The 12736-nt window shown below is 37.4% G+C and carries 15 protein-coding genes and 1 tRNA gene; 13 read left to right on the top strand and 3 right to left on the bottom strand.

Features of this window, described 5'->3' with window-relative positions; translation table 11 throughout:
• Nucleotides 1-86 precede the first annotated feature (86 nt).
• The 7 genes from tig to BM253_RS08075 all read left to right on the top strand — a co-directional run bounded on the left by tig (nucleotide 87) and on the right by BM253_RS08075 (nucleotide 5831).
• Entirely contained in the window at nucleotides 87-1409 is a 1323-nt protein-coding gene (gene tig, locus BM253_RS08110; protein ID WP_091522016.1) for a trigger factor, read from the top strand.
• Between the two features lie 81 nt (nucleotides 1410-1490).
• Entirely contained in the window at nucleotides 1491-2168 is a 678-nt protein-coding gene (gene clpP, locus BM253_RS08105) for an ATP-dependent Clp endopeptidase proteolytic subunit ClpP (protein ID WP_091522013.1), read from the top strand.
• 5 nt (nucleotides 2169-2173) lie between these two features.
• A complete protein-coding gene (gene clpX, locus BM253_RS08100; RefSeq protein WP_091522009.1) occupies nucleotides 2174-3403 on the top strand; it encodes an ATP-dependent Clp protease ATP-binding subunit ClpX in 1230 nt (409 codons plus the stop codon).
• 349 nt (nucleotides 3404-3752) lie between these two features.
• A complete protein-coding gene (locus BM253_RS08090) occupies nucleotides 3753-4466 on the top strand; it encodes a GIN domain-containing protein (protein WP_091522004.1) in 714 nt (237 codons plus the stop codon).
• Between the two features lie 68 nt (nucleotides 4467-4534).
• Nucleotides 4535-4909: a hypothetical protein gene (locus BM253_RS08085; protein ID WP_091522002.1), complete on the top strand. Its 375-nt coding sequence runs from the start codon at nucleotides 4535-4537 to the stop codon at nucleotides 4907-4909.
• 5 nt (nucleotides 4910-4914) lie between these two features.
• Complete coding sequence (locus tag BM253_RS08080) at nucleotides 4915-5634, top strand: GIN domain-containing protein (protein ID WP_091522000.1); 720 nt, start codon at nucleotides 4915-4917, stop codon at nucleotides 5632-5634.
• 123 nt (nucleotides 5635-5757) lie between these two features.
• Nucleotides 5758-5831 (top strand) — tRNA-Met (locus BM253_RS08075).
• Here the strand turns inward: BM253_RS08075 and BM253_RS08070 are convergent.
• Together BM253_RS08070 and BM253_RS17320 are read right to left on the bottom strand one after the other, a co-directional pair.
• Nucleotides 5791-7356: a recombinase family protein gene (locus BM253_RS08070; RefSeq protein ID WP_091522438.1), complete on the bottom strand. Its 1566-nt coding sequence runs from the start codon at nucleotides 7354-7356 to the stop codon at nucleotides 5791-5793. The two genes, BM253_RS08075 and BM253_RS08070, sit on opposite strands and share 41 nt — an antisense overlap.
• Before the next feature lie 59 nt (nucleotides 7357-7415).
• On the bottom strand, nucleotides 7416-7577 hold the full coding sequence (locus BM253_RS17320) for a hypothetical protein (protein WP_166666239.1): 162 nt from the start codon (nucleotides 7575-7577) through the stop codon (nucleotides 7416-7418).
• Nucleotides 7578-7924: 347 nt separating this feature from the next.
• Here BM253_RS17320 and BM253_RS08065 point away from each other — a divergent pair, with 347 nt between their 5' ends.
• The 4 genes from BM253_RS08065 (at nucleotide 7925) to BM253_RS08050 (ending at nucleotide 10681) form a co-directional block, all read left to right on the top strand.
• Entirely contained in the window at nucleotides 7925-8659 is a 735-nt protein-coding gene (locus BM253_RS08065) for a helix-turn-helix transcriptional regulator (protein WP_091522435.1), read from the top strand.
• A gap of 72 nt (nucleotides 8660-8731) precedes the next feature.
• Nucleotides 8732-9265, top strand: coding sequence for a dihydrofolate reductase family protein (locus tag BM253_RS08060; protein WP_091521998.1), 534 nt, complete (start codon nucleotides 8732-8734; stop codon nucleotides 9263-9265).
• Nucleotides 9266-9427: 162 nt separating this feature from the next.
• Nucleotides 9428-10264, top strand: coding sequence for a sigma-70 family RNA polymerase sigma factor (locus BM253_RS08055; protein ID WP_091521996.1), 837 nt, complete (start codon nucleotides 9428-9430; stop codon nucleotides 10262-10264).
• A 72-nt stretch (nucleotides 10265-10336) separates the two neighbouring features.
• Entirely contained in the window at nucleotides 10337-10681 is a 345-nt protein-coding gene (locus BM253_RS08050) for a YciI family protein (protein WP_091521993.1), read from the top strand.
• Between the two features lie 328 nt (nucleotides 10682-11009).
• On the opposite strand, the gene BM253_RS08040 is transcribed toward BM253_RS08050, so the two are convergent.
• Complete coding sequence (locus tag BM253_RS08040) at nucleotides 11010-11468, bottom strand: DUF3408 domain-containing protein (protein ID WP_091521988.1); 459 nt, start codon at nucleotides 11466-11468, stop codon at nucleotides 11010-11012.
• Between the two features lie 509 nt (nucleotides 11469-11977).
• Between BM253_RS08040 and mobA the strand changes: the two genes are divergently transcribed.
• Together mobA and BM253_RS08030 are read left to right on the top strand one after the other, a co-directional pair.
• Entirely contained in the window at nucleotides 11978-12415 is a 438-nt protein-coding gene (gene mobA, locus BM253_RS08035; protein WP_091521986.1) for a conjugal transfer protein MobA, read from the top strand.
• A 1-nt stretch (nucleotide 12416) separates the two neighbouring features.
• Nucleotides 12417-12662 carry a hypothetical protein gene (locus tag BM253_RS08030; protein WP_450088497.1) on the top strand — a complete coding sequence of 82 codons (246 nt, stop codon included), beginning with the start codon at nucleotides 12417-12419 and terminating at the stop codon, nucleotides 12660-12662.
• Nucleotides 12663-12736: the final 74 nt, after the last annotated feature.

Below are 12736 nucleotides of genomic sequence, written 5' to 3'. Positions count from 1 at the left end.
TTAATATTCAATTATTTAAAAATTTGATTGGCTTGTAAAAATAATGTATTTTTGCAAGCCAATTTTAGTTAGAAACAAAATTTACAATGAATATCACAAGAAATAATGTAGATGCTTTAAACGCAGTTATTACAATTGATTTAGCAAAAGAAGATTTTGCAGCGAACGTTGAAAAAGTTCTTAAAGATTACAGAAAAAACGCAAATATCCCGGGCTTCAGAAAAGGACAGGTACCTGCTGCATTGGTTAAAAAGCAGTACGGACAGGCAATTATGTTCGATGAAGTGAACAAATTGTTACAAGAAAGTTTAAGTAATTATTTAAACGAAGAGAAATTGGATATTTTAGGAAATCCGCTTCCTGTTGCTAAAGATATCGATTGGGATGCTGATACATTAAGTTTTGATTTCGAATTAGGTTTAGCTCCGGAATTTACGGTTGATTTAGGTGCTGCTAAAACAGCTGCTAAATATAAAATCGTTGCCGATGAAGAAATGGTAAACGAGCAGGTTGAATACATTCAGAAACAATACGGAAAATTAATTTCTAAAGAAAAAGTAGAAGAAGGTGACGATATCCGTGTAAAAGTTTCTAACCAGGAAGAAGGTATCGAAAACGAAACAACAATCAACATTGCAGATATCCGTACAAAAACAAATCAAAAGAAATTCATTGGTAAAAAAGTAAACGATGAGGTTACTATTTCTACCAAAGGTTTGTTTGAAGACGAACATAAATTAATGGACGTTTTAAAAGTTGATCACGATAAAGTTCACGGTTTGGAAGTTGATGTAACTTTTACAATCGAAGAAATTTCAACAAAAGAAAAAGCAGAATTAAACCAAGAGTTTTTCGATAAATTGTTTGGTGAAGGTAAAGTAACTTCAGAAGACGAGTTAAAAACACGTATTAAAGAAGATGCCGAAAAACAATTCGCACAACAGGCAGATCAAAAATTCATGAACGATGCAGTTGAAGCATTGGTTGACAATACAAAATTCGATTTACCAAAAGAATTTTTAATCAAATGGTTACAAACGGCTGGTGAAACAGAATTAACTGTGGAGCAGGCAGAAGAAGAATACACAAAATCTGAAAAAGGATTGCGTTACCAGTTAATCGAAGGTAAAATTATTACTGATAACGGTTTACAAATCACTTTTGACGAGATTAAAGACTACACTTCAGGCTTAATCAAAGATCAAATGGCACAGTTCGGTCAGTTAGAACCGTCAGAAGACGATGTAACAAATATCGTATCACGCGTTTTATCAAACCAAGAAGAAGTAAAACGTATTTCTGAGCAATTGATGAACGATAAAATGATGAAATTATTCGCTGAAAAAGTAAGCGGAAGTGAAAAAGAAGTAACTTACAAAGATTTCGTTAAAGAGGTTTACGGAGAATAATTTTCTGCGAAAATTTAAGTATATTTGAGCGTCGAACGGTTTGTTTCGACGCTTATTTTTTTAATTTACAAGAATAAAAATATGAATTACGGGAAAGAATTTAGAAAATACGCTACAAAGCACCACAAGGTAAACAATATGTACTACGATAAAATCGTGGGCAGCATGACACCAACAGGCAGTATGACGCCTTATATTATCGAAGAACGCCCAATGAACATTGCATCTATGGACGTTTTCTCGCGTTTAATGATGGATCGCATCATTTTCCTTGGATCAGGGGTAGATGATTATGTGGCAAACATCATTCAGGCGCAATTGCTGTTTTTAGAAAGTGTTGATGCTTCTAAAGATATCTCAATCTATATCAATTCACCGGGCGGCAGCGTGTACGCAGGTTTGGGTATTTACGATACCATGCAGTTCGTTAAGCCTGATGTAGCTACAATCTGCACAGGTATGGCAGCATCAATGGGTGCGGTATTGTTATGTGCCGGTGCCGATGGTAAACGTTCGGCATTACCACATTCACGTGTTATGATTCACCAACCATCGGGCGGGGCACAGGGTGTTGCAACCGATATGGAGATCAACCTAAAAGAAATGTTAAAGTTAAAAGAAGAACTGTATCAGATCATTGCCAAACATTCTAAAAAACCGTACGACAAAGTGTATAAAGATTCTGAACGTGATTATTGGATGCGTGCAGATGAAGCGAAGGAATACGGAATGATCGACGAAGTTTTAACAAGAGAATAATTATAATGAAGGAAGGATTTAACTGTTCTTTTTGCGGGCGGCCAAAAGCCGAAACTAATATTTTAATTGCCGGTGTAGATGCGCATATCTGCGATCACTGTGTAGAGCAGGCGCACGGCATTGTATTAGAAGAATTAAAATCGCAAGGCGGAACAGGATTGTCAGATGAGGTTTTATTGAGAAAACCGCAGGAAATCAGAGCGTTTTTAGATCAATACGTAATTGGTCAGGATCAAACCAAAAAAGTACTGTCGGTTGCCGTTTACAACCATTACAAACGTTTGCTGCAGCAAGATTTAAAGAACGATGTTGAAATAGAAAAAAGTAACATCATCGTGGTAGGGCAAACCGGAACCGGTAAAACGCTGGTTGCCAAAACCATTGCCCGTATGTTAAACGTACCTTTGGCTATTGTTGATGCTACCGTTTTAACCGAAGCTGGTTATGTGGGCGAAGATGTAGAAGGTATCTTAACCAAATTGTTGCAGGCTGCAGATTATGATGTGGATAAAGCACAACGCGGTATTATTTTTATCGATGAAATTGATAAAATTGCCCGTAAAAGCGATAATCCGTCAATCACGCGCGATGTAAGTGGAGAAGGCGTACAGCAGGCATTGTTGAAGCTTTTAGAAGGTTCTGTGGTAAATGTTCCGCCAAAAGGTGGAAGAAAACACCCGGATCAAAAGTTTATCGAAGTTAATACGCAGGATATTTTATTTATTGCAGGTGGAGCTTTTGACGGTATCGAACGAATCATAACCAAACGTTTGAACTTTCATGCCGTTGGTTTTGGATCTTCTAAAGAAAACAAAAAAGCAGATAAAAGCAATCTGTTGCAATACATTATACCTAAAGATTTAAAAGATTTTGGATTGATTCCCGAAATCATAGGTCGTTTACCGGTATTAACACACATGGATCCGTTAGATCGCGATACGTTGCGTTCTATCTTAACCGAGCCTAAAAACGCATTGGTAAAACAATATCAGAAATTGTTCGAAATGGATGGTGTTGAATTGACTTTTACCGAAGATGCACTTTGGTACATTGTAGATAAGGCATTGGAATACAAATTAGGTGCACGCGGATTACGTTCGTTATGCGAAGCTGTTTTAACCGATCCTATGTACGATCTTCCGGGTTCTGACACCACAGAATTCGAAGTTGATAGAGATTTCGTGAAACACGCTTTAGATAAAAACTTAATGAAGCGTTTAGCTTTAACCGTTTAAATACACAAACCCTTTCACACGAAAGGGTTTTGTTCTTTTTAAAACCTTTCATTCCACATGAATCTTGTCATTCCGATGCCTCGACGAGCTCAGCACAGGCTGTAGGAGGAATCTCATTCAAAATGAATCTTGTCATTCCGATTCTTCGACGAGTCAGCATAGGTTTTAGAAGAAATCTCATTGTCCCCGTGAGTTCAAACAGAGTCGAAAACCTCCCCATACTTTTTTTTGGCATCAAACTTGTATCAATCATATTGCAAAATAGTAAATCTGCACATCTGTAGCACATTAATAACACACAACCATTATAAAATGTAAATACTTTTTTGTAGTTTTAAAGAAAAAACAAATGAAGAAGCTACTATTACTTACATTTTTAAGCGTTTTTGCCGTATCGTGCAACAAAAAAGTAGAATTGTCTGGCGAAGTGGTGAGCCAAACAAAACAAATGGCATCGTACAATGCGGTATCAAATAATTCATCAGCCAATATCGAATTAGATTCTTCTGTAAAGCCAAATGAAATTTTAATTACCGGCGATAAAACGTTGGTCGATAATCTGGAAATCGAAAATAACGATGGACAGATCAATATATCCAGCAAAAAATCAATTTCCTATAAATCAAACAAATCACCGCTGGTTATAAAAATGAATAATCCTAATTTGCAGAAAGTTGTCATTGCGGGTGCAGGTTCTATCGCAACCAATAACATCACGCTGACAAAAGACATCGAATTTCATATTTCGGGTGCAGGCGAAATCAATGTAAAACTGTTCAACAACATCACAAGTGTTTTTGTAACCGGTGCCGGCGATGTGCGTTTACGCGGAATAAGCAATGAAATAAAAGCAAGCATGTCGGGCGCGGGGAATTTAAATTCCGAAGCATTAACCAACAAACTGGCGAATATCGAAATTACAGGTGCGGGGAATGCAAAAATCAATACGTCAGACGAAATTAATGTGCGTATTTCGGGTGTGGGTAATCTGGATTACAAAAATTATGATCGATTGAAAATCGTTAAAAAAATATCAGGTGTAGGCAGTATCAACCAGTACTAAAAAAATCACGAAAAACAAAGTTTCATTTCACGGCATTTATAAATAGCTTTGTGTGTAGTAAAAGAAAAATGGGCACGTTAGTAATAAGTAAAAAAGAAAACAACCAGTATAAATATACCTATAACAATCGCAAGGGAAATGTTATATTTACAAGCAACAGCTACCTTTCCAAAGCACATTGTTTAAGCGAAATAAACGTTATAAAACGTAATTTTTCAATCATTAAATTTATACATTACAGAACTCCGGCAGGAAAATTGTTCTTTAAAGTAAATGTAAACGACCATATTTTGGGCGTAAGCAGAAAGTTCACCACACCGCTTTTAATGGAAAAAGGCGTGAACGATTTAAAGAATAATTTTGTAAATTCCGAAGTGTTGGATTTTACCGAAGATGTTTTCAGTAATTTCCCCGAAGATGTATTTTCAACCAACAATATTTAAATAGTATGAGAAAATTTTTAGCATTATTTTTTGTTTCGATCATTACCGTAACAAGTTATGCACAAAATAGAAAGATTAAAGGCAACGGCGTAGTTCAAGAGAAAAACCGTAAGGTTCAAAAATATTCCAAATTGGTGATAGATGGTGAAGTAACGGTCGAAATTTTGAACAATCCGTTTAAAAATACCATAAGAACTTCAGGTGATGGAAACCTGCATCAGTTGGTTCAAATAAGTGTTGTAAACGAGGTTTTAACATTGAAAAGAAAGCCTGGTTTCGAAATTATTAGTCAGACAGAACCTGTAAAAGTAACCTTGGCAACAAAAGATCTTACCGAAATTACCATGACCGGCGATAATGGCAGTGTGATTAATTTAGGTGTGATCGAAATTCCGAAGCTAACGCTGACCAATACAGGTAACAATAAAATGGAATTAAAGGTAAAGGTAGAAGATCTGTACTTAAATACCGAAAATAATGCGACAATTATGGTAGAAGGAAATGCGAATACTGTAAGAATAAACAGTAAAAGTTCGGGCGATATCAATGCAAAAGAACTGTCGGCTTTTTTCACCGAAGTAGATTCATCTGGTTCGGGAAACATCTATACCAACACAGTTAATGGTATCGACGGAAGCCTAAACGGCAAAGGAAATTTATACTACCGTGTAACCAAAACCGTTAACGTAACCGAAAACGGTGAAGGAAAAGTAATAAAAGAATAGTTTTTAAATTGTTCAAATACAGAAAAGTAACAAATTCGGTAAAAAAAATATATTTTAATTTCAAATTTTCCTTTGCAGGTATTAAAATTACTGCTATATTTGCATCCGAATTAAAATACCAATGGCGAGGTAGCTCAGTCGGTTAGAGCGCAGGATTCATAACCCTGAGGTCACGGGTTCAACTCCCGTCTTCGCTACTAAACAGGACAAATGAAATTTATTTTCGTTTGTCCTGTTCTTATTTTGAGGTAATCCGTTGTTTATCTGAAAGATATAGTTTGCGATTACGTTCATTCGGGCGGTTCGATACGTTTTTCCGTCAAACTCCAATTTTTCGGGGAATATCGAACCAATTATACCTCTTCTTGTGCTGATTTCGCCCTCGCTGTACATTTTTGGGATGTTTTCTATATACTTTAAAGCCCTGTCCAAAGACTTATCTATATTGATTTTCTTGGTATCAGAACCGTCCTTGCTTAACTGTTCTTCCAAACTCTCAATTCTTTTTTTACATTCATCTTTGATTTCGAGGTATTCCTCATCATCAATAATTTCAGATAGCAGTTTGTTGCGTGCTACTGACAACCTTGCATTTAGTTTATCTATTTCCTGTGCAATCTGTTTCTTTTCGTCAAATGGGTTGTTTACGAATTTCTTGTAGTTGTCCAGCAACAGTTTTTTCACTATTTGAGCAGAACCGTTTAATGCAAACTGACGCATACTCTTTTCAAAAATATCGTTGGCTAATTCGGCTTTTTGACGGAAGCCACAAGAGGAAACGCAATGATAATAGTAATATCGATTTGTTCTTCCTTTGGATGCACTTCCTGTGAGGTTGCGACCACATTCGGGGCATACTAAGAAACCACGTAGGGGCAGGTTCTCATCTGAAAGTATTTTGGTATTGGGACGTTCAGTTCTTTTGTTTCCGTCCAATATCAGTTGCACCCTGTCAAAAAGTTCTTTGGATATAAGCGGTTCGTGCTGACCTTGTACCAGATGTGCTTCTTCGTCCTTGAATTTGGCAATGAATATCTTACCATAGTACAGAGGATTACGTACAGCTACGTGAAAAGCACTTCGACTTATAGTTGTCTTGTGTAATTTGTTCATTTTTTGCCGTACTTGGTCACAGGCAAACACGCCTTTTGCTATTTCGTTGAACGCCCAACGCATAGCTGTTGCTTCAGGTTCTTTTGGGGCAATGTATTTTCGTCCGTCCTCTTTGCTTCTGTTGATATATCCAAAAGGTGCTCTACCCATTAAACGCCCTTCTTTCCTTGCCCTACGCATACCATAAAATGTATTTAATGCTCTGCGGTCATTTTCCACTTCGGGAGCAGATAGATATATTGCCAGCATCATTTTGTTTTCGGGAATAGAAAGATCTAAAGGCTGTTCTACCGCCTGTGGTTCTATGCCAAGTTTGTTGAGTGTACTAATCATCTGATAGGCATCACCTGCATTACGGCTGAACCTATCCCATTTAGTAAACAGAACAAGGTCAGTCTTTGAACTTTTCTTTTTAAGGCTGTTCAGCAATCTCGTCCATTGGGGTCGGTTAAAGGTTTTGGCGGAATGGTCTTCGTAGATAACCTGCCCGACAGCAATCTTATTGGTCGCACAGTACCTTTTCAGACGTTCCTCTTGGTCACGCTGTGAATATCCCTTATCTGCCTGTTCATCTGTGGAAACACGTATATATAAATCGGCTCTTTTCATAGCTAATCTTTTTGAGTGGGTATTAATGTTTTGTGGGATTAGCTAAAGTACGAAATAAATCATTCGGTATCAAAGCATTCACGGATAATTATCATTGTGAGGTTGTACAGAAACTCCATAATCAGTTCGGCTTTTTCCTGTTCCACATCAATACCGACTTCACGGAGAAGCTCCATTGCTTCTTCGATAGGTATTTTATCTATTTCTTTTCTCTCCTGCATTGCCTAACTCGTTTTGTCCTGACTAAATTAGTCAGGTAAGCAAGTCGGACTTTCAATGTTGCAGTCAGAGGTCGCATTTGGCGTTCAGATGCTAAATACTTGATTTGGGATTATTGTTTTTTTGGCGAGTCCCTTTGCATTTTTGCTAATGCTCAAACCCCAACACAAAAAATGCAAGTGGGTCGGACCATCCGCTACAAGTCATCGCTCCGTTGCACTTCGCTGTGGGCTTTCCGCTTCTATCCCTCACGAAAACGAAAAAACAATGCTTGAAATATTTGTGTAATTTTGTTGTGTCTATAAACAAGTTGGCGGTTATGGATTGTAGAACGACACCCAAGCACAAAATGGAATACAAAATAATAAAACCTTACAAAGACTTAAAGCCCTTTATACATTTTTATTGGGAGCTGAAAGGAAACGAACTTGAAAAACAATGGGAACGGGTTTTCCCAGACGGTTGTGCAGGTGTAATAATGAATTTGGGAAGTACTTGTTTAACAGATAACGGTTCGCTTTCTATGGAGTTTGGAAAAACGTATGTGGTGGGTGCGATGACTTCATTTAAAGACAGCTTTATCGACAGTGATACTCATTTATTGGGAGTATGTCTAAAACCTGCAACTTTTGCAAATTTCTATAGCTATGCCTCACAAAATGAATTGACAAACGATACAATCGAGTTTGAAAAATCTAATTCATTCAATGTCGATAAAATCTTTAACAACCCATTTGATTATCTTAACCAATTTTTTTCCGACAGAATAAAAGCAAAACATATTCCATTGCAATCGGTTATTAATGATATTCATTCTACAAATGGACAGATCAACATTCACCAGCTGTCAAAACGAAATTTCACGACCGTAAGACAGTTAGAGCGAAATTTCAAAAGGTTCATTGGACTATCCCCAAAAGAATATTCAAATATTATTCGCTTTCAAAATGCTTTGTCCATTATCAAAAAATCAGATGAAAATCGAAGTTTTTTAGATGTTGCTTTTGAATGTGGCTACTATGACCATTCGCATCTTACCAATGAAATAAAACGAAATACGGGACTTTCGCCATCACAACTTTAAAATTGTCGCATTTTTCCAAAGTACAACCTGCCGTACAAAGCTAACTTTGCAGAAACATTAATATTTATAAAAATGCGGAAAATATCACTTTTCATTGCAACAAGTTTAGACGGTTACATTGCAAAACCTAATGATGACCTTACTTTCTTGAAACTCGTTGAAAAAGCAGGAGAAGATTATGGTTATGGAGAATTTACAGACACAATTGACACATTGATTATTGGGAGAAGAACCTATGATTATGTGCTTAAAAATGTTGGTTTATCTCATTACGACAATGGACAACGGGATGTCTATGTCATCACAAGAACGGAAAGACCGCAAGTAGGTAGAACGACTTTTTATACAGGGAATTTGACTGAACTGGTCAAACGACTGAAATCTGAAAAAGGTAAAAATATTTATTGTGACGGAGGAGCGGAAGTAATAAATGAACTATTGAAACACGACTTAATAGACGAGTTTATCATTTCGATAGTACCCATTTTATTAGGTAACGGAACAAGACTTTTCAAAGACGGCAGACCAGAGCAAACACTTGAATTTATCAAAGTCAAAACGTTTGAGACTGGATTGACACAACTGCATTACAAGCGACAAAAATAAAACCTCAACTAAATTGAATGTTTTCTTTCCTTTCAGCGACTTGTTGAAAGGCTTTTTTCTTTCCCTCAGGCAAAGCGAAACGCAAAAACAATACAGTTGAAAGATTCTCTCAAAACCTGTCACATTATTACCTTTGAAATTGTCTAACTCTAAAATCAAAAAATGGACGATTTAAACACATTGAACAAAAAACTATTTCCTTATGCTTACAACATTTTGGGAAATATTGGCGATTGTCAAGACGTAATTCAGGAGGTCTTGATAAAATTCAATGAAAAAGAGGGTTGCTCAATTTCCAATCCAAATGCGTATCTGATAAAATCGGTCATCAACCAAGCCATAAATCTAAAAAAGAAAAACGACAGAGAAAGGCAACAAAAAATCACATTGCCCGAACCAATCGTTACCAATCAAGGTGAAAGCAAAATTGAATTAGACGAGATACTCAATTATTCAATGCTTGTTTTGCTCGACACATTGAACACCAAAGAAAGAGCAGTTTTGTTGTTAAAAGAAGCATTTGATTACGAACACGATGATATCGCTGAAATATTAGAAATTTCGGTAGAAAATTCCCGACAAATCCTCACAAGAGCCAAAAAGAAACTGAAATTGCGGAAACCCGAAATCGCAACTTCGTCTGCAAAAGACCGAAAATATTTAGAAAAATATGTGTCCGCAATCCGTAAAGGCGATGTAAAAACGTTGGAACAAATATTGTCTGACGAAGTGCAGGTTTTGGCAGATGCAGGAAATAAATTACAGGTCATTGCTGAACTGACTTCGGGAATTGACAACACCATTAAACTGATGACCTACGTTTATGAAAATCATCAAAAAGACCTTGAAATCAAAATTGAAGAAATAAATCATCAATCTGCATTACTGTTTTACAGAGGTACAACCTTGATAAACTGTCAGATATTTGAACTAAACCCAGACGGAAAAATCACAAGTATTTTTTCTGTCGTTGACCCCGAGAAATTGATGAAAATTTAAAGATTTCTCTACTTTCTGTCACGTTCCGCAATTTGAAATTGTCTTACAAGAAATAATTAAATTTTATAGACAATGAAAGAATTTGTATTGATTTTTAGATTAAAAGACATTTCCGATTTCAGACCAACACCTGAACAAATGCAGGAACGTATGAATTGGTTAGCAGGAATTGCTTCACAAAACAAATTAGTGGACAAAGGCAACACGCTTTTGCCATTTGCAGGAAGTGCAAAAAACGTAAAGTCCAACAAGGAAGTAACTGACGGAGTTTGCACCGAAAACAATGAATTTGTTAGCGGTTATGTTGTGGTAAAATCCGAAACCATTGATGAAGCAATAGAAATTGCAAAAGGTAATCCTATTTTTGACCAAGTAGGTGGAAACATCGAAGTGAGAGAAGTTTTGAAAAGAGATTAGCATTTAACAAAACAACAAATCAAGCCCCGAAAAAAAACGGGGCTTTTATTTTGTATTCTTGTACCAAAAAAGAACAAAAAGGTAGCAAAGGTAAGGCGGACACCCATCGCACCACCCAACCAAAAGATTACGGCATAATGGCAGGGCAAAAAGGAGGCTTCGCCGAGTTGTTTGTGTTGCCCTGCCACCCTTCGGGACTTATTCCGTTTCCTTTTGGTTTTTCAGCCTGTCCGCCTTGATTGAACGCCTTTCTTTTTTTTCTGTTTTTTTGTTTTGGAAAATAATTTTAAGAGGGAGGAACGAACCACCACCTGACATCGCACCACTATCAAAATAACGGCTTGTGCTTCTCGTTATAGATTTCCTTAATCAACTCCCCGAACTCCTGAAAATGGTATTCGATAATGTTATCCAGATACGCATAAATCGTCAGCTTGTCAATGCCCATAATGTTGGTAAGCCTGTTGAACGTTTCGTGGTGTTCCTGCCGTACATAGACCGATTTGCCTTTGCTTGCCGCTGTGTTCGGGACTTTAAAGAACTGTTTGCAGTAATCCTCTTTGGTCAGCTTCTTTGGCTTTGAGGTCGTTCGTTTGGGATTGCTTACGGACGGTCTTGTCTGTTCCGCTTCCGCAGGTTCTTCGCCTGTTTCGGGTTTAGCAGACCTGTCCTGTTGCGTTTCTGTCGGTTGTTCCTGTACAGGTGGTTTCTTTTCTCCGCCGAGAAAATTTTCCAAAGAAAAATCCTGTGCTTCGGGTTGCTGTTTTTTGTCTTCTTCGTGTATCATATCATTCAATTTTGATGTTGTTTCAAATTAGCTGTTTGGTTAGCTGAACAGTCAGTCGTATATACTATTGTATCTATTTAAGCATTTATGCACCTGTATATTTCCAATTAGCTGTTTCGTTGGCTAAAAAGCCAACGGATTGCAAGCAATCTATTTAACCCATTGACTAACTCCGTAGCCAATCAGCCAACTAACCACACAAAGGAAATAAAAGCAATCCCAATCCGCTTAAAGGTGGCAGTCAGTGGCACTATTTGGCGTTCATTGTCGTGTTTGTAAATCGCTGTTATTCAAATAGTCTTCCCGAAATTTGTAAACGGAAGCGGTCGGTTTTTTCGGCTAACTCCAATCCGTTTTGCAAAACGGATTTTTCTGAACCCCTGTTCAGAGCAAGTTATCTTTTGAGGTACTCGAAATGAATTTCAGTACCTCAAAAGCACTTGCCCTTGCAGGGGGCTGAAAACCGCTCCGAAGTCGCAGTTTTGGTTTAACATTAAAATGGATTTATTATGGAAGAAAAGAACAGTAAGCAGATTAGGAAAACAGGTAGAAAACCGAAGAACGACCCTGCCGTACATCGGTATTCCATTAACCTGAATGCAGAGGAAAACACCAAGTTCCTTGCCCTGTTTGACCAATCAGGAATGAACGTAAAGGCACATTTCATTACAGCCTGTATCTTTCAGAAGACGGTAAAGACCGTAAAAATTGATATGGATGCAGTCGATTTTCATACGAGGCTCACCAATTTTTACAGCCAGTTCAGAGCGGTTGGCGTGAATTACAACCAAATCGTGAAGATACTTTACCGTAATTTCTCGGAGAAAAAGGCATCGGCTTACCTCTTTAAACTGGAAAAGCAGACGGCAGAAATGGCGGACTTATGCCGGAAAGTGATTGAACTAACACAGGAATTTGAAAAAGAACACCTGCAAAAACACAGATAAGATGATAGCAAAGATTGGAAAGGGTGAGAATTTGTACAGTGCTATTTCCTATAACCAAAAGAAGATTGACAGCGAAAACGGACAGGTCCTGTTGTTGAACAGAATGCCCGAAACGTTGGATAATACCTATTCGACCGCTTACCTGCACCAGTGTTTTGAGCCGTATCTGTCCGCAAATATCAAAACAGAAAAGCCTGTGCGCCACATATCGCTGAACCCTGATCCTGCCTTTAGATTTGTTCTTTGAAAAATTCATAAATTTATTAACAACCAAAACTGGCAAAGTACACCATTCGCTCTGCAAAGCTTTTAGACTTATCC

Origin of the sequence: Paenimyroides ummariense, from assembly GCF_900115115.1 — a bacterium.
GTDB classification, from domain to species: domain Bacteria; phylum Bacteroidota; class Bacteroidia; order Flavobacteriales; family Flavobacteriaceae; genus Flavobacterium; species Flavobacterium ummariense.
This window is presented reverse-complemented; position numbering and strand designations above follow the sequence as displayed.